At 65.7% G+C, this 17,988-nt stretch carries 15 protein-coding genes; 11 read left to right on the forward strand and 4 right to left on the reverse strand.

Annotated elements, in window-relative coordinates:
* The first annotated feature begins 11 nt into the window (after positions 1-11).
* From lipB to HQ354_RS00975, 3 genes are read left to right on the forward strand one after another with little or no spacing between them, the layout of a single operon-like run.
* On the forward strand, positions 12-770 hold the full coding sequence (gene lipB, locus HQ354_RS00965; RefSeq protein WP_167674992.1) for a lipoyl(octanoyl) transferase LipB: 759 nt from the start codon (positions 12-14) through the stop codon (positions 768-770).
* Between the two features lie 10 nt (positions 771-780).
* Complete coding sequence (lipA, locus tag HQ354_RS00970; RefSeq protein ID WP_222634016.1) at positions 781-1,794, forward strand: lipoyl synthase; 1,014 nt, start codon at positions 781-783, stop codon at positions 1,792-1,794.
* A gap of 55 nt (positions 1,795-1,849) precedes the next feature.
* Positions 1,850-2,605, forward strand: a complete 756-nt coding sequence (locus HQ354_RS00975; protein WP_068420582.1) for a DUF4191 domain-containing protein — start codon at positions 1,850-1,852, stop codon at positions 2,603-2,605.
* Positions 2,606-2,632: 27 nt separating this feature from the next.
* Here the strand turns inward: HQ354_RS00975 and HQ354_RS00980 are convergent, their stop codons facing one another.
* Complete coding sequence (locus HQ354_RS00980) at positions 2,633-3,103, reverse strand: RDD family protein (protein WP_068420580.1); 471 nt, start codon at positions 3,101-3,103, stop codon at positions 2,633-2,635.
* Positions 3,104-3,325: 222 nt separating this feature from the next.
* Between HQ354_RS00980 and glnA (HQ354_RS00985) the strand changes: the two genes are divergently transcribed.
* The 5 genes from glnA (HQ354_RS00985) to HQ354_RS01005 all read left to right on the forward strand — a co-directional run bounded on the left by glnA (HQ354_RS00985) (position 3,326) and on the right by HQ354_RS01005 (position 8,590).
* Entirely contained in the window at positions 3,326-4,762 is a 1,437-nt protein-coding gene (gene glnA / locus HQ354_RS00985) for a type I glutamate--ammonia ligase (protein ID WP_068420578.1), read from the forward strand.
* Positions 4,763-4,958: 196 nt separating this feature from the next.
* Complete coding sequence (locus HQ354_RS00990) at positions 4,959-5,609, forward strand: ABC transporter permease (protein WP_114330539.1); 651 nt, start codon at positions 4,959-4,961, stop codon at positions 5,607-5,609.
* Entirely contained in the window at positions 5,602-6,801 is a 1,200-nt protein-coding gene (locus HQ354_RS00995) for an ABC transporter ATP-binding protein (protein WP_167678288.1), read from the forward strand. Before HQ354_RS00990 ends, HQ354_RS00995 begins: the two co-directional genes overlap by 8 nt.
* 38 nt (positions 6,802-6,839) lie before the next feature.
* Positions 6,840-7,616, forward strand: a complete 777-nt coding sequence (locus HQ354_RS01000) for an ABC transporter permease (RefSeq protein WP_174551334.1) — start codon at positions 6,840-6,842, stop codon at positions 7,614-7,616.
* Entirely contained in the window at positions 7,613-8,590 is a 978-nt protein-coding gene (locus HQ354_RS01005) for a glycine betaine ABC transporter substrate-binding protein (RefSeq protein WP_167678286.1), read from the forward strand. Before HQ354_RS01000 ends, HQ354_RS01005 begins: the two co-directional genes overlap by 4 nt.
* A 16-nt stretch (positions 8,591-8,606) precedes the next feature.
* On the opposite strand, the gene HQ354_RS01010 is transcribed toward HQ354_RS01005, so the two are convergent.
* From HQ354_RS01010 to HQ354_RS01020, 3 genes are all read right to left on the reverse strand, one after another.
* Entirely contained in the window at positions 8,607-11,651 is a 3,045-nt protein-coding gene (locus HQ354_RS01010; protein ID WP_167678284.1) for a bifunctional [glutamine synthetase] adenylyltransferase/[glutamine synthetase]-adenylyl-L-tyrosine phosphorylase, read from the reverse strand.
* 101 nt (positions 11,652-11,752) lie between these two features.
* Entirely contained in the window at positions 11,753-13,093 is a 1,341-nt protein-coding gene (gene glnA, locus HQ354_RS01015; protein WP_068420566.1) for a type I glutamate--ammonia ligase, read from the reverse strand.
* 100 nt (positions 13,094-13,193) lie between these two features.
* On the reverse strand, positions 13,194-14,762 hold the full coding sequence (locus HQ354_RS01020; RefSeq protein ID WP_068420564.1) for an alpha/beta hydrolase: 1,569 nt from the start codon (positions 14,760-14,762) through the stop codon (positions 13,194-13,196).
* A 55-nt stretch (positions 14,763-14,817) separates the two neighbouring features.
* On the opposite strand from HQ354_RS01020, the gene HQ354_RS01025 reads away from it, so the two are divergent.
* From HQ354_RS01025 to HQ354_RS01035, 3 genes are all read left to right on the forward strand, one after another.
* Entirely contained in the window at positions 14,818-16,542 is a 1,725-nt protein-coding gene (locus HQ354_RS01025; protein ID WP_068420935.1) for an NAD+ synthase, read from the forward strand.
* A 117-nt stretch (positions 16,543-16,659) separates the two neighbouring features.
* A complete protein-coding gene (gene panB / locus HQ354_RS01030; protein ID WP_167678278.1) occupies positions 16,660-17,505 on the forward strand; it encodes a 3-methyl-2-oxobutanoate hydroxymethyltransferase in 846 nt (281 codons plus the stop codon).
* Positions 17,506-17,534: 29 nt separating this feature from the next.
* Complete coding sequence (locus HQ354_RS01035) at positions 17,535-17,987, forward strand: hypothetical protein (protein WP_167678276.1); 453 nt, start codon at positions 17,535-17,537, stop codon at positions 17,985-17,987.
* The last annotated feature ends 1 nt before the right edge of the window (position 17,988 follow it).

A 17,988-nucleotide genomic window follows, 5' to 3' on the forward strand; every position in this document is an offset into this window, starting at 1 on the left:
ATCTCGCCGGTATGAGCACACGATCCGCGAGGGAAAGTTCCGATTCGATCGACGTCCAGGAGATCGGACACACGGACTACCTCGAGGCATGGGATCGTCAGCGCGCCCTCGCCGACATGCGCGCCGAGGGCAACGGCCGCGACACCCTACTGCTGCTGGAACACCCGTCCGTGTACACCGCGGGCCGACGCACGTCGCCCGAGGACCGTCCGCAGGACGGCACTCCGGTCATCGAGGTCGACCGCGGCGGCAAGATCACCTGGCACGGCCCAGGACAACTCGTCGGCTACCCGATCGTCAAGCTCGCACAGCCGATCGACGTCGTCGACTACGTGCGCCGGATCGAAGAAGCGCTCATCACCGTCTGCACCGATCTGGGTATCGCGTGCGGCCGGGTCGACGGCCGCTCCGGTGTGTGGCTCGCCTCGACCCAGCGAGACGGCGTGTGGCTCCCCGAACGCAAGATCGCCGCGATCGGCGTGCGCGTGCAACGCGGCGTCACGCTGCACGGATTCTCGTTGAACTGCAATTCGACGATGACCGGCTTCGACGCCATCGTGCCGTGCGGCATCGCCGACGCAGGCGTGACGTCGCTGTCGAGCGAACTCGGGCGGGACGTGAGCATCGCGGATGTGACACCTGCCGTCACCGCCGCCGTACTCGCCGCTCTGGACGGAGAGCTCGCGGTCTCCGACCACCCCGTCCTCCAGCCGGAACCGGCCTCGCCGTCCGGTAACCCGCAATTCACCACGGTGAAGTTCGGCGCGTAGCATCGATTCCGTGACTGTGGTTCCAGAAGGACGCAAACTGCTCCGCCTCGAGATCCGAAACGCGGAGACCCCGATCGAACGCAAACCCAACTGGATCAAGACCCGAGCCAAGATGGGACCGGAGTATTCCGAGCTCAAGGGTCTGGTCAAGCGAGAGGGTCTGCACACCGTCTGCGAAGAAGCCGGCTGCCCCAACATCTACGAATGCTGGGAAGACCGCGAGGCGACGTTCCTCATCGGCGGCGAGCAGTGCACCCGCCGCTGCGACTTCTGCCAGATCGACACGGGCAAGCCCGAAGCCCTCGATCGCGACGAGCCGCGCCGTGTCGCCGAGAGCGTCCAGGCCATGGACCTGCGCTACTCCACCATCACCGGCGTAGCCCGCGACGACCTGGAAGACGGCGGCGCCTGGCTGTACGCCGAAACCGTGCGCTACATCAAGAAACTCAACCCCAACACCGGTGTCGAGCTTCTGATCCCCGACTTCAACGCCAAGCCCGACCAACTCGCCGAGGTCTTCTCCTCGCGGCCGGAGGTGCTCGCGCACAACGTCGAGACGGTCCCCCGCATCTTCAAGCGCATCCGCCCCGCGTTCCGCTACCAGCGGTCGATGGACGTCATCACCGCTGCCCGCGACGACGGCCTGGTCACCAAATCCAACCTGATCCTCGGCATGGGCGAGACGCCGGAAGAAGTGCAGGAAGCGATCCGCGATCTGCACGAGGCCGGCTGCGACATCCTGACGATCACGCAGTACCTGCGTCCCTCGCCGCGGCACCACCCCGTCGAGCGCTGGGTCAAGCCCGAGGAGTTCGTCGAGCACTCCGAATACGCCACCGAGATCGGCTTCGCCGGCGTCATGGCAGGGCCGTTGGTCCGCTCGTCGTACCGCGCCGGACGTCTCTACGCGCAGGCGATGGCCCACCACGGCCGCGAACTGCCGGAGAGCATGAGCCACCTCGCCGAGGGCGGCGACGCGTCGCAGGAAGCCAGTTCGTTGATGGCGCGTCTCGCCGCACACTGAATCTCTTACCGCCGCGGTGACAGTGGTCGCCGCGGCGGGACGTATCCTGTGAAGCATGGCGAACGGCAGTAAAGCGGGCAAAGCAGGTAAGCCCAGCAAGGAAGCAAAAGCGGCAGCGAAGGCTGCACGCAAGCAGGCATCGAAGGAACGACGCGGTCAGCTCTGGCAGGCGTTCCAGATGCAGCGGAAGGAAGACAAACTCCTTCTCCCGCTGATGATCGGAGCGATCGTCGGCATCGCCGTGGTCGCGTTCCTGATCGGTCTGATCTTCGGAATCGAATGGTTCCTGCTGCCGTTCGGACTTCTGATCGGTGTACTGGTCGCATTCATCATCTTCGGACGTCGCGTCCAGAAGTCGGTGTACACGAAGGCCGACGGTCAGGCCGGAGCGGCCGCGTGGGCTCTCGACAACCTCCGCGGGTCCTGGCGCGTCACCAACGCGATCGCAGGCACGACGCAGCTCGACGCCGTCCACCGCGTCATCGGCAAGCCCGGCGTGATCCTCGTGGCGGAGGGCGCCCCGCAGCGGGTCAAGTCGCTTCTGGCACAGGAGAAGAAGAAGACGGCACGCCTCGTCGGCGACACCCCGATCTACGACATCGTGGTCGGCAACGGCGAGAACCAGATTCCGCTCTCGGGCCTGCAGAAGTACCTCACCAAGCTGCCCAACAACATCGACAGCAAGCGCATGGACACCATCGAGTCACGTCTCGCCGCACTCGGCACCAAGGGCGGGCCTGCGATGCCGAAGGGCCCCGTCCCCGGAGGCGCGAAGATGAAGGGCGTTCAGCGCACCATCAAGCGTCGCTGATCCGAGAAAATCCCAGCTCGAGCAGAATCAACGCACACGCAGCATTGCGGTGCCCGTCGCCCGGTCGTGCATTCCGCGTCCGTCGTGATCCGAGATCACGGCCGGGAAGACGAAGACGATGAAGAACGTACGTACCAACGCGCGGACGAATCCGACCCGTGCGCGAGCGTCGACACGGGCCACTTGAATTCCCACGATCAACTGCCCCGGCGTGAACGAGAAGACGGCCACGGCCGACACGCCGACCACGAACCACACCAGCAACGTGACGGTGGACAGCGACTGCTGCCAGCCCGTGAGACTCAGCACGAGCGCACCGATTCCCATCGCCATGAGCCAGTCGACGAGCAGCGCGAGAATGCGTCGACCCAGCCCTGCCACCGCCCCTGGACCGTCGGACGGTAGTCCGAGCCGTTCACCGGGGAACTTCTGTTCGGTGCCGTCGTCGTCCATCGCCGCGTTCGGACCGGACAACCAGGAGCCTGTCATGCGTGCCATGGCTACCAGGATAGGCTTCGACCTCGACGCCGGAAGAATGCGTCACCGTAGGGTGTGAAGCGAAGCGTCGCCCTCCCACCGATCACGGAGACCGCTTTCGACGCTTCCGCGAAGCGTGACTCACAGAACGCGACGTGTAACACGGGCGAAACACAGCCTTGACTGGCGGGCAACACGAAGTCCATAACGTGCTGCTCGACGGAAACGACAAAGGAGTAACAGGTGGCGTTCACCACGGCCGAAGAGGTCATCAAGTTCATCGCCGACGAAAACGTCGAGTACGTGGACATCCGTTTCACGGATCTTCCCGGCACCCAGCAGCACTTCTCCATCCCGGCGTCGGCGTTCAACAAGGATGTCTTCGAAGACGGTCTGGCGTTCGACGGTTCGTCCGTGCGGGGCTTCCAGTCCATCCACGAGTCGGACATGATGCTCCTCCCCGACGTCCGGACGGCTCAGGTCGACCCCTTCCGCGCCGCGAAGACGCTGAACATCGACTTCTTCGTGCACGACCCGTTCACGCGTGAGTCGTACAGCCGCGACCCCCGCAACGTCGCGCGCAAGGCCGAGGAGTACCTGGTCTCCACCGGCATCGCCGACACCGCGTTCTTCGGCGCCGAGGCCGAGTTCTACATCTTCGACTCGGTGCGCTACGACTCCGCCATGAACGGCGCGTTCTACGAGGTCGACTCGATCTCCGGCTCCTGGAACACCGGTGTCGAGGTCAACGCAGACGGCAGCCCCAACCTGGGCTACAAGGTTCGCCCGAAGGGTGGATACTTCCCGGTCGCGCCGTACGACCACTACGTGGACCTGCGCGACGAGATCTCCACGAACCTGCAGAACGCAGGCTTCGAGCTCGAGCGTGGACACCACGAGGTCGGCACCGGCGGACAGGCCGAGATCAACTACAAGTTCAACACCCTGCTCGCTGCCGCGGACGACCTGCAGCTGTTCAAGTACATCGTCAAGAACACCGCATGGAAGTACGGCAAGTCGGCCACCTTCATGCCGAAGCCGCTCTTCGGTGACAACGGTTCGGGCATGCACGTCCACCAGTCGCTGTGGAAGGACGGCAAGCCGCTGTTCCACGACGAGGCCGGATATGCCGGACTGTCGGATCTCGCCCGCCACTACATCGGCGGCATCCTGCACCACGCTCCGTCGCTGTTGGCGTTCACCAACCCGACGATCAACTCCTACCACCGCCTGGTGCCGGGCTACGAGGCTCCCATCAACCTCGTCTACAGCCAGCGCAACCGTTCCGCTGCCGTGCGTATCCCGATCACGGGCAACAACCCGAAGGCCAAGCGCCTCGAGTTCCGCGCACCGGACAGCTCGGGCAACCCGTACCTGAACTTCGCCGCTCAGATGATGGCAGGCCTGGACGGAATCAAGAACAAGATCGAGCCGCTGGCTCCCGTCGACAAGGACCTCTACGAGCTCCCGCCCGAGGAGGCCAAGAACATTCCTCAGGCGCCGACGTCGCTGTCCGCCGTCATCGACCGCCTGGAAGCCGACCACGAGTACCTCACCGAGGGTGGCGTCTTCACGACCGACCTGATCGAGACCTGGATCTCGCTCAAGCGCGAACAGGAGATCGCTCCGGTCAACCTGCGCCCGCACCCCTACGAGTTCCAGCTGTACTACGACGTGTAATCACGCGCCGTCACCGCGTCACCCTGCCACCCGCATCGCCGAATTTCGGCGGTGCGGGTGGTTTTTTCGTGCACTTGGGTAACGACTTGGCGAAAACGGGTTTAACCGCGTGCAAAGTAAGCCACTCTCGTACGTGCCGCTCGTTCGGAACCGCCGAACGAGACCGCATACTCGCGAAGAGGGTGGATAACCTCGGATGGACGCTCTCTGGACCTTCGTCTCGGACAGACGACAACAGTTGCTCACCGATTCCTATCTGCACGTGTCCGCTGTCGTGCAGTCCATCGTCATAGCGACCATCGTCGCGGTCGTCGTCGGAATTCTGGTCTATCGCTCCCCCGCCGGGTCGGCCATCGCCACCGCGCTCGCGAGCACGATTCTGACGATCCCGTCGTTCGCGCTTCTCGGACTGCTGATTCCGATTCTCGGACTCGGTGTGGCTCCGACGATCACCGCCCTCGTCCTGTACGCGCTGCTGCCGATCATCCGCAACACGATCATCGGTCTCGCGTCGGTCGATCCCGCGGTCACCGACGCAGCCAAGGGAGTGGGGTTGAACCGCACGAAAATCCTGACCCGCATCGAGATGCCGCTGGCGTGGCCGTCGATTCTCGCCGGAATGCGCGTCAGTACGCAGATGATCTTCGGCATTCTCGCAATCGCGGCGTACGCGAAGGGTCCCGGTCTCGGCAACCTCATCTTCTCGGGTCTGTCTCGCGTCGGCAGCCCCAACGCCGTCCCACAAGCTCTCGCCGGGACCGTGTTGATCGTCGTTCTCGCGCTCGTCGTCGACGGCATTCTCGTGCTCGTCGGCCGTCTCACAACATCGAGGGGTCTCCGTGACTGAAACAACCAGGCAGCACGTCTCCGGAGTGGACATCGTGCTCGACTCCGTCACCAAGCGGTATCCAGGCCAGAAGGCCGCGGCCGTCGACAACGTCTCGATGACGGTTCCCGCCGGCGAAATCGTGGTGTTCGTCGGTCCGTCCGGGTGTGGCAAGACGACCACGATGCGGATGATCAACCGACTCATCGAGCCGACGTCCGGCAAGATCACGATCGACGGCAAGGACGCTCTGTCGATCGACCCGGACGAGCTGCGACGCGGGATCGGTTACTCTATCCAGCAGGCAGGGCTGTTCCCGCACATGACCATCTCGAAGAACGTCGGTACCGTGCCCGGCCTCATCGGGTGGGACAAGAAGCGCATCGCGGCACGTATCGACGAGATGCTCGACCTCGTCGGCCTCGATCCGGACACGTATCGCGACCGCTATCCACGTCAGTTGTCCGGCGGTCAGCAGCAGCGTGTGGGTGTCGCACGTGCTCTCGCCGCCGATCCGTCGGTGCTGCTGATGGACGAGCCGTTCGGCGCCGTCGATCCGATCACCCGTGGCCTGCTGCAGGACGAGCTGATGCGTCTGCAGTCCGAGCTGGGCAAGACGATCGTGTTCGTGACGCACGACTTCAACGAGGCCGTGAAGCTCGGTGACCGCATCGCGGTTCTCGGCAACCAGTCCACGATTCTGCAGTACGACACCCCGGAAGCGATTCTCGCGAACCCGGCGAACGACACCGTCGCCGGCTTCGTCGGGGCCGACGCGTCGCTGAAGCAGTTGACGCTCACGCGGATTCGAGACGTCCGGCTGCTGCAGTGCCCGACCGCCAAGGAAAGCGACCCGGTCGACGAGTTCCGACGGAAGATCAGCTCACGCAAGTGGCAGTGGGGTCTGATCCTCGACGACCGAAGCAGGCCGCTTCGGTGGGCCTCCCCCGCCCACCTACAGACGGCGTCGTCGCTGCGCGGCGTCGGCACTCCGATCGGTGAGTTGGTGTCGGTCCAGTCGACACTGCAGGATGCGCTCGAAGCTCTGCTCGCGGAAAGCACGGCGTCGACGGTCGTCACCGGGCACCGCGGCGAGTACGTCGGACTCATCTCGATCGACACGCTCGTCGGACACCTGCAGAAGATGCGAGAAGAACACGAGCACGATCACGACGACAACGACGACGTGGCCGCGGCGGGAGCGCCTGCATGACCACATCGGAGGCGTCGAGAACGCCGGAGGCGCCGGAGATGGAGGCACCGCCGGACGAGGGAGCATCCGAGCGAGGTGCGGCGCGCCGCGCCGAGCGGATGCGATTGCTGGTCCAGCCGGTACTCGTGGTGATTCTGGTTGCGGGCGTGTTGATCTGGGCCTTCAGCCGCGATCTGACCGCAACCCAGCAAGGCAGTATCAGCATTTCGAACATCGTGACGCTCACGTGGCAGCACATTCTGATCACCGCTGCCGTCGTGATCATCGTCGTCCTCGTTGCGGTTCCGCTTGGCACGCTGCTCACGCGACCCGGATACACCCGTCTCGCACCGTTTTTCGTGGGCATCGCGAACATCGGGGCCGCTGCGCCCGCGATCGGCCTGTTGGTGCTGTTCTATCTGGCCACCCGCCAGACCGGGTTCTGGATAGGCGTGCTGCCCATCGCTTTCTACTCGCTGCTGCCGGTGCTACGGAACACCATCCTCGGCTATCAGGAAGTCGACCGGACGCTGATCGACGCCGGTCGCGGACAAGGAATGTCGGCGATGACAGTTCTGCGCAAGGTCGAGTTCCCGTTGGCCGTTCCGTACATCCTGGCGGGTCTGCGCACGTCGCTCGTGTTGGCAGTAGGCACGGCGACGCTGTGCTTCCTGGTCAGCGCAGGCGGGCTCGGAATCCTCATCGACACCGGATACAAGTTGCGTGACAACGTCACTCTCGTCGTCGGCGCCGTGCTCGCGGTGTCGCTCGCACTGTTCATCGACTGGCTCGGCGCGCTCGCGGAACAGTTCCTCGGACCGAAGGGACTGCGATGAAATCGATGGTCAAATCGATTCTGGCCGTCGCAGCGTCGGGGCTGCTGGTGGCCGGCTGCGGTCTCGAATCGGGCGGTGCCGTGCCGCTCCCGGTCGGACCGGGCAGTATCGAACCCATTCCGGAACTCGACGGGGTCAAGATCACCGTGGGGTCGAAGGATTTCACCGAGCAGATCACGCTCGGCTACATCATCGAGTTCGCGTTGACGGCCGCCGGTGCCGACGTGCGGGACCTGACGAACATCCAGGGATCCAACAGCACCCGCGACGCACAACTCGACGGGCAGATCGACCTGACGTACGAGTACACCGGCACGGGGTGGATCAACTATCTGGGCAACGAGACTCCGCTCCCCGACTCGCAGCAACAGTACGAGGCCACGCGAGACGCCGACCTCGCCGCGAACGACATGGTCTGGGCCGATCCGGCACCGATGAACAACACCTACGCGATCGCGATGAACAGGCAGACCGCCGAGCAGACGGGCGTCCGCACCCTGTCCGACTACGCGCGACTCGTCAGCACCGATCCTGCTGCGGCGACCACGTGCGTCGAAACCGAATTCAACGTACGCCAGGACGGCTACCCGGGAATGGCAGCCAAGTACGAGTTCAACCCCGACGCCGCGCCGCGTCAGATCTTGCAGACGGGCATCATCTACCAGGCGACAGCCGACGGCAACCAGTGCAAGTTCGGCGAGGTCTTCACCACGGACGGACGCATCATCGCCCTGGATCTCGTTCTGCTGGAAGACGATCGGTCGTTCTTCCCGAAGTACAACCCGTCGCTGGTGATGAAGAAGTCGTTCGCCGACGCGTACCCCGAGGTGCTCGACGTCATGGCGCCGATCTCCGAGAAGCTCACCGATCAGGTCATGACCGAACTCAACCGACAGGTCGACGTCGAAGGGTTGGAGCCCGCCGACGTCGCCCGGGACTGGCTCGTGTCGGAGGGCTTCGTCACGACCGGCTGATGCGATCGGGCGAAGATCAGCCGCCGAATGCCCTCTCCACGACGGCCTTCGCCCGACGCGTCACGCGCAGGTAGTTGTCGAGGAACTCTCCCGCGTCGCCGTTCGGCCACCCGGCGACCTTGGCGACCGCGGACAGGACGTGGCCGGGGGCCGGCAGTTGATCGGTCGGCTTGCCTCGGACGAGAACGAGCGCGTTGCGCGCCTTCGTCGCGAGAATCCATGCCTCGCGCAGCAATTCGACGTCGTTCTCGCTGAGCAGTTCCGCGGCGCCGATGGCGTCGAGACTCTGCAGGGTCGACGTGTTGTGCAGTGCGGGAACGTTGTGCGCGTGGCGAAGCTGGATCAACTGCACCGTCCACTCGATGTCGGCGAGTCCGCCGCGGCCGAGCTTGGTGTGCGTGGCCGGGTCGGCACCCTTCGGCAGCCGCTCGGAGTCGACGCGCGCCTTGATGCGTCTGATCTCGCGCACCGCCTCGTTGGAGACGCCGCCCTCGGGGTAGCGAATCTTGTCGACCATCAGCAGGAACTTGATGCCGAGATCCTGATCGCCGGCGACCTGGTGAGCGCGCAGCAATGCCTGGACCTCCCAGGCCTGTGCCCACTGCGCGTAGTAGGCCTCGTACGAGGTGAGCGTGCGCACGACGGGTCCGTTCCGACCTTCGGGGCGCAGACCGGTGTCGACCTCGAGCGGCGGATCGGTGCTCGGCGCACCGAGGAGCTTGCGAATCCGATCGGCAATCCCGTTGGCCCACTTGACCGCAACGCTGTCCTCGACGCCCTCGACGGGGTCGCAGACGAAGAGCACGTCGGCGTCGCTGCCGTATCCGAGTTCACCCCCGCCGAGCCGTCCCATACCGATGACGGCGAGACGAGCGGGCGCAGGCTCGCCGCGTTCGGCTTCGCTGGCTCGGATCGCCGCCGCCAGCGCGGCGTTGATGACGGCAGCCCACACCGACGACAGCGCACGGCAGACCTGCGGTACGTCCAGCATCCCCAGGATGTCCGCCGACGCGACGCGTGCGAGTTCGTGACGTCGGAGCGCGCGGGCCGCGTTGATCGCCCGCGCCGGGTCCTCGTATCGACCGGACGACGACAGGATCGCGCGATACGTCTCCTCCGGCTCCGCGTCGAGCAGCTTCGGCCCGTTCGGCCCGTCGGCGAAGAGGCGAACGACCTCGGGCGCCTTGATCAGCAGGTCCGGCACGTACGCCGACGATCCGAGCACGATCATCAGCCGCTGCGCGACCGCACCCTCGTCGCGCAGCATGCGCAGGAACCAGGTGTGTTCGGTCGTGGCTTCGCAGAGCCGTCGATAGTTCAGCAGACCGGCGTCGGGATCCGGTGTGTCCGCGAGCCATTCGAGCAGCGTCGGCAGCAGGACGGCCTGGATCTGACCGCGTCGTGCACCGGTGCTCACCAATGCACGCAGGTGGCCGAGTGCGTTCTCCGGCGCCGCGTACCCCAGCGCCGCGAGCTGCCGGATCGCGGCGTCAGGGGTGAGCCGGACGGTGTCGTCGTCGAACCGCACCACCGAGTCGAGGAGGGGCCGGTAGAACAGTTTCGCGTGCAGGCGCCTGATGCGCTGCGCGTTGCGCTTGATCTCCGCGTTCAGCACACCGAGCGCGTCGCGGCTGCCGTCGGGACGCATGTGCGCGGCCCGCGCGAGCCAGCGCAGAGCTTCCTCGTCGTCCGGCGGCGGCAGAGTATGCGTGCGCTTCATACGCTGCAACTGGAGCCGGTGCTCGATCAGACGCAGGAATTCGTACGACGCCGTCAGATTCGCCGCGTCGTCACGTCCGACGTAGCCGCCGTCGGTGAGCGCCGCCAACGCGTCGGTCGTGCCGAGGACGCGAAGCGATTCGTCGGTGCGCCCGTGCACGAGTTGCAGGAGCTGAACGGCGAATTCGACGTCGCGCAGGCTGCCGCGGCCCAGCTTGATCTCCCGTTCACGGAGTTCGGGCGGCACCATTTCCTCGACGCGTCTGCGCATCGCACGGACCTCGGGGACGAAGTCCTCGCGCTGCGACGCCAGCCACACCATCGGATTCAGCGCGGCGACGTATGCGTGGCCGAGTTCCAGATCGCCCGTCATCGGACGCGCTTTGAGCAGTGCCTGGAACTCCCAGGTCTTGGCCCAGCGCTTGTAGTACGCAATGTGCGAGTCGAGTGTGCGGACGAGTTCGCCGCGCTTGCCCTCGGGACGCAAGGCCGCGTCGACCTCGAAGAACGCCGACGAGCCGATCCGCATCATCTCGCCCGCGATGCGACTCGCGACGGCGTCGGCGGGCTCGGCGACGAACACGACGTCGACGTCGGACACGTAATTCAGTTCGCGCGCACCGCATTTGCCCATCGCGACGACGGCGAGGCGGGTCGGGCACGGCGAATCGGGACACACGGTCGCGACGGCCACGGCGAGCGCGGCGGTCAGGGCCGCGTCGGCCATGTCGGAGAGCTGCGTTCCCACCAATTGGTACGGCAGTACCGGCTCGTTCTCGACGGTCGCCGCCAGGTCGGCGGCGGCCAGCACCATCACCTGATCGCGGTACGTCTTACGCAGCGCGAGAACGGCGTCGGGTCCGACGATGCCCGCGCGGTACAGGTCGGGCGCGGCGTTGTCGCCCGTCTCCGGAACGGCCTCGACGGCGTCGAGCAGTTGCGTCGTCAGCTGTTCCTTGCTCGGGAGCGCGACACCCGCATTCCGGCCGGACGAGGATCCTTCGGGGGTGAGCAGCAGACGCCACGCAGCGGGGTCGGACACCAAGTGGTCCGCGAGGGCGCTCGAGGCGCCCGTCAGCCCGAACAGGCGTCCTCGAAAGCCCTTGTCCGCGCGCAACGCAGCATCGACCTCGGCGAACCCGTCACCGAGCGAGTCGGACAGGCGAACGACCGTGCGAAGAGCCAGATCGGCATTCGCGGCCCGCGAGAGCGACCACAACAGTTCCAGGCTGCCCTCGTCGACCCAGCCGAGCCTGGTCAGATCCGCAGGGGCACTGGACTCCACCAATCCGAGACGCCCGGCTCCCGGGACGACCGAACGCGACGTGGGTGGACGCACCATCAGCGAACACCTCGACTCTGGCGTGACACAGATTCACCTCACCGCAGGGATACTCGACGTTCTCCGACCACTAGAACCTAGTGCATCCCGACACCGGGGAGTTAAAGACCGAGGTAGGCCTTCAACTCGTACGGCGTGACGTGGCTGCGGTACTCCTCCCACTCGCGACGCTTGTTGCGCAGGAAGAAGTCGAAGACGTGCTCGCCGAGAGCCTCCGCGACGAGTTCCGAGCTCTCCATCGCGTTCAGAGCCTGATCCAGGCTTCCGGGAAGTTCTTTGTAGCCCATGGCTCGACGCTCGGCCGACGTCAATGCCCAGACGTCTTCTTCCGCCTCGGGAGGCAGGGTGTAACCCTTCTCGATGCCGCGCAGGCCGGCAGCGAGAAGAACCGCGAACGCCAGGTACGGGTTGCACGCCGAATCAGGGCTACGGATCTCGACGCGTCGCGACGACGCCTTGTTCGGGGTGTACATCGGGACGCGGATCAAAGCCGATCGGTTGGACGGACCCCACGACGCGGCCGTCGGCGCCTCGCCGCCGCGCACGAGTCGCTTGTACGAGTTGACCCACTGGTTCGTCACCGCACTGATCTCGTTGGCGTGCTCGAGAATTCCGGCGATGAACGACTTGCCGGTCTCCGACAGCTGCATCGGATCGTCGGGGTTGTGGAAGGCGTTGGTGTCACCTTCGAACAGGCTCATGTGGGTGTGCATCGCCGAGCCTGCATGATCGCTGAACGGCTTCGGCATGAACGTCGCGCGGACGCCCTCCTCGATCGCCACCTCCTTGACGACGTAGCGGAACGTCATGATGTTGTCCGCCATGGAGAGCGCGTCGGCGTAGCGCAGGTCGATCTCCTGCTGGCCGGGAGCGGTTTCGTGGTGACTGAACTCGACGGAGATTCCCATCGATTCGAGTGCGTCGATCGCGTGCCGCCGGAAATTCGGCGCCGAATCGTGGACCGCCTGGTCGAAGTAGCCGCCGTTGTCCGCGGGGGTGGGCGGAGTGCCGTCCTCGGGGCTGTCCTTGAGGAGGAAGAACTCGATCTCGGGGTGCACGTAGCAGCTGAAGCCGAGGTCTGCGGCCTTGCTGAGCTGACGACGCAGCACGTGGCGCGAGTCGGCCCAGGACGGCGAGCCGTCGGGCATGGCGATGTCGCAGAACATACGCGCGGAGTGCTGATGCCCCTTGCTCGTGGACCACGGCAGGATCTGGAATGTCGACGGATCGGGCTTCGCGACGGTGTCGGCCTCGGACACGCGCGCGAATCCCTCGATCGCGCTGCCGTCGAAGCCGATGCCTTCGTCGAATGCGCCTTCGAGTTCCGCCGGTGCGATCGCGACCGATTTGAGGTACCCCAGGACATCGGTGAACCACAGGCGGACGAAGCGGATGTCGCGCTCCTCCAGAGTCCGGAGCACGAATTCCTTTTGGCGATCCATGTCCGCGAGAGTAAGCAAACCGCGTTAAATCTGTGTTACATCGTGAATTCGGTCTCACATCCGGCCACTCTCACCAGCCCGGACGTGCGGGTGAGACAGATCAGCACACCAAATCGTTACCTGGCGGGACGAGGTCGACGAGGTAATCGATCAGCGGATCGTCGATGCACGGCACGCCGGAGAACGCGACGGTGTGCTGCGTTCCCTGGTACGTCACGAGGTCGGCGCCGAGCTGTGCGGCGAGCTCGACACCCGCCTGATACGGCGTCGCGGGGTCGAAGGTCGTCGACACCACGACCAGCTTCGGCACACCGGGCGCGGAGACGGTGTGCGGAGTACTCGTGTTCTTCACGGGCCAGAACGCGCACAGATCCAGCGGCGCCTGACCGGTACCGCGACCGTCGTCGAGGAACGGCGCTGCCTCGCGGTATCGCCTGTCGGCCTCGCTCGCCTCGGCCCGGTCGGTGACCGGAGGGTCGTCGACGCAGCGGATCGCGTTGAAGGCGTCGTCGAGGTTCGAGTAGGACCCGTCCTCGAGACGACCGGAATAGGTGTCCGCGAGCCTGAGCAGGGTGTCTCCCCTGCCCTCCTGCAGCTCTGCCAACCCGACCCGCAGCACACGCCAGAGACTCTCGGAGTACAGAGCCTGCTGCACCCCGGTCAACGCGTCGTCGTAGCCGAGGCCGCGCGGATCGGTCGTCTCGGCAGGCGTGGCCAGCAACGGGTCGACGAGTTCGCGGAACGTCCGGTTCGCCTCCATCGGGTCGGAGCCGAGCGCGCAGTTCGACGCTTCCGCACAACTCGCCGCGAATCCGTCGAATGCCTTCTGGAAGGCAGCACCCTGCTCGACCGCCTCGTCGACGGGACTCTGTTCGGGATCGAGTGCGCCGTCGAGAACCATCGCGCGGACGTTGGTGGGGAACGTCTCGGCGTACGTGCTGCCGATCCGCGTGCCGTAGGAGAATCCGACGTAGGTGAGCTTGTCGTCCCCGAGGACCGAACGGATGACGTCCATGTCTCGGACGACCTCCTGCGTGCCGACGTGTTCGAGAACGTCGGCGCCGGTCCGCTCCGCGCATTTGGCCGCGTAGTCGCGGTGATCGTCCTCGGTCTCGGCGATGCCTTCGGGCGACATGTCGACGTCGTTCTCGCTGCGTTGCTCGTCGGTCTCCTCGGCCGTCAGACACCTGACCGCCGGGGTCGACGCGCCGATCCCGCGCGGGTCGAATCCGATGCGGTCGAACCGTTCCGAGACGGCCGAGCCCTCGGCCTGCGTCGCCAGGTACAGCCCGGAGGCTCCCGGCCCGCCCGGGTTGAACAGAATCGAACCGATCTTGTCTCCGGTCGCACGCGCGCGCGAGATCGCGACTTCGGCGGTGGCGCCTGCCGGGTCCGCGTAGTCCAATGGCACGGTCACCTTCGCGCATTCGAGATCGGTGCCGATCAGCGATTCGTCGGTGTCGTAGCTGTCGCACGATTCCCAGCCCAGGGTCTGGGTGTAGAACTGCTCCAGCCCAGGAGGAATCACGCCCGCACCGGGCGTCGATTCCTCCGCCGGCTCTGCCTCCGGAGCCCCCACGGTGGACTCGGGTTGCGCGCATCCCTGAACGCAGAGCACTGCGACCGCGACGAACGCTGCGACACCCGCTGTCGACGACTTCATCGACATGATGTTGCCAGAGCACGCCGAGCGAAGTGCCGAGGACGCCTTTAAGATCCGACCCGTGCAGGCACTGCGAATCGCTCTTGCTCAGATCAATCCGACGGTGGGCGACCTGGAAGGCAATGCCGCGCTGATCGTGTCGTGGGCGAGGCGTGCCGTCGAAGAAAGCGCGCAGATCGTCCTGTTCCCCGAGATGGCGCTGACGGGCTATCCCGTCGAAGACCTCGCGCTGACTCCGGCCTTCGCCGACGCAGGTAGAGATGCCGTGCGACGGCTCGCCGACGCCCTCGACCGTGCAGGCTGCGGAGACATCGTCACCGTCGTCGGATATCTGGACCGCGACCTCGCGGGCGCCCGCAACAGTGCGGCCGTGCTGTTCCGGGGCGAAGTCCTCTCGCACTACGACAAGGTCGCCCTGCCGACGTACCGCGTGTTCGACGAGGCCAGGTACTTCGCACTCGGATCGCGACTGAGCATCACCAGCATCGGCGATCACCGCGTCGGCGTCGTGATCTGCGAGGACATCTGGCAGCCCGGTGGCCCGGTTCCCGCGTACTCGGCCGCAGGTGTCGACGTCCTTCTCTGCCTGAATGCGAGCCCGTTCGAGCGCGGCAAGGACCACATCCGCCGGTCGGTCGTCGAACGACGAGCTGCCGAAGCGGGCGCGGTTGTAGCGTACGTCAATCTGGTCGGGGGGCAGGACGAGCTCGTGTTCGACGGCGGCAGCCTGGTCGTCGCGCGCGACGGGCGCCTGCTCGGTCGTGCTCGACAGTTCTCCGAGGACCTGCTCTGCGTCGACGTCGATCTACCCGACCACCCGCGACCCGATCGCGACGACGTGCCCGGCTGGACCGTCGACCGAAACACCGTGTCCGACATCGTCGTTCGCGGATGGGATCGACGAGACGAGATCGTCGCCGATTCGAAGCCCGACGAGGAACAGGTGTGGGCAGCACTGGTCACCGGACTGCGAGACTACATGCACAAGAACGGTTTCCGATCCGTCGTGCTGGGCCTGTCGGGTGGGATCGACTCGGCCGTCGTCGCCGCGATCGCCGTCGACTCGCTGGGGAGCGACGCCGTTCACGGCATCTCGATGCCCTCGCGGTACTCGTCGGACCATTCACGCAGTGACGCAGCCGAACTCGCGCGTCGCACCGGGCTTCACTTCCGCACCCAATCGGTGGAGCCGATGGTGGAAGTATTCGTGCGCACCCTCGGACTCCACGGTCTCGCCGAGGAGAACATCCAAGCCCGCTGCCGCGGAATGACGTTGATGGCCGTATCGAACGAGACGGGCCATCTGGTGTTGGCGACGGGCAACAAATCCGAATTGGCCGTCGGCTATTCGACGATCTACGGCGACGCCATCGGCGGATACGCACCCATCAAGGACGTTCCGAAGTCGCTCGTCCGCGACCTCGCGCGGTGGCGCAACAAAGCGGCTACCGAGCGCGGCGAGGTCCCGCCCGTTCCCGAGTCGAGCATCGACAAGGCACCGTCGGCTGAGCTGCGTCCCGGCCAGCTCGACACCGATTCACTGCCCGACTACGACGAGCTCGACGCGATTCTGTACCGCTACGTCGATTGCGATCAGGGCCTGCACGACATCGTCGCTGCCGGGTACGACCGAGACACCGTCGCCGACATCCTGCAGAGGGTCGACGCGGCCGAGTACAAGCGCAGGCAGTATCCGATCGGCACCAAGGTCACCTCGCGCGCGTTCGGGCGCGATCGGCGGATGCCCGTCACGAACGCGTTCCGTTCGCACGAGGAACGAATGTGATGTATTGCACTGACAGGACCTCTCGGGCTCGCCGTCGGTCGGTGGCAGACTGAAGGACGTCATCAACCCCATCCCGGGGACCCGCAGGCGGGCCTCGAGGAACCGAAAGGGACAAAGATGTCCGACAACTCCGTCTATGGCGCGTCCGACGCCTCGGTATCCGGATTGACTCGCAAGACCCGCACTCATCACCTTCTGCAGATGAAGGCCGAGGGCGAGCGGTGGGCCATGCTCACCGCCTACGACTATTCGAGCGCCCGCATCTTCGAAGAAGCCGGTATCCCCGTGCTGCTCGTCGGGGACTCGGCGGCCAACGTCGTCTACGGCTACGACACGACGGTCCCCGTCACCGTCGACGAACTGCTGCCCCTCGTCCGCGGCGTCGTCCGGGGAGCACCCAACGCACTGGTGGTCGCCGACCTGCCGTTCGGAACGTACGAGGCGTCGCCGCAGCAGGCGCTCGAGACCGCGACGCGTTTCCTCAAGGAAGGCCTCGCGCACGCCGTCAAGCTCGAGGGTGGCGAACGCGTCGCCGATCAGATCGCAGCCATCTCCGCGGCAGGAATTCCGGTCATGGCGCACATCGGCTTCACGCCGCAGAGCGTCAACGGGCTCGGCGGCTTCCGCATCCAGGGTCGTGGTGACGGTGCCGATCAGCTCGTCGCCGACGCCATCGCGGTCCAGGAAGCAGGCGCGTTCTCGGTCGTCATGGAGATGGTGCCCGCCGATCTCGCCGGTCAGGTGACCCGCAAGTTGTCGATCCCGACCATCGGTATCGGCGCGGGCAACGAGACCGACGCGCAGGTCCTCGTGTGGCAGGACATGGCCGGCTACACGAGCGGCAAGACGGCCAAGTTCGTCAAGAAGTTCGGCCACGTCGGTGACGAACTTCGCACCGCCGCCGCAACCTACCTGGCCGAGGTGCGCAGCGGGGTCTTCCCCGGTCCCGAGCACAGCTACTGACTCGATGCGGAGATGGCACACTCTGTGCCATGAACTCACGACCGACACGTGACACGCTTGTTCGGACAGCCGTCTCCCTCGTGGGGGCGGCTGCCGTCGTTGCAGCGGCTACCGCATGCAGCACCGATTCGACGTCGACGGGCTCGTCCTCGTCCCTGACGACCACCACCACCTCGGCAGCGCCGACGACGACCCCCGCCGCGACCGGTCCCGCCGTCACCGATCAGCAGGCCCAGCAGCTGTGCACCGACCTGGAACAGCAACTGCAGGAGTGGCGCATCCAGGGTCCGACGCTGGGGCGCGGCGGATTGAACATCGTCGTGCAGACGTGGGCGGCGCAGAGCGGCGCAATCAACGTTCAGGTGATCCAGGACCGTTCGATCGTCGACACCGTCACCATCGCCAATTGCCCCGAGGTGCGCGACGAAGCCATGCGTTCCCTCGACATCCCCGACCTCGCGTCGGGTCTGGTCGGGTTCTGAC

Origin of the sequence: Rhodococcus sp. BP-261 (assembly GCF_019835205.1) — a bacterium.
GTDB classification, from domain to species: Bacteria; Actinomycetota; Actinomycetes; order Mycobacteriales; family Mycobacteriaceae; genus Rhodococcoides; species Rhodococcoides kyotonensis_B.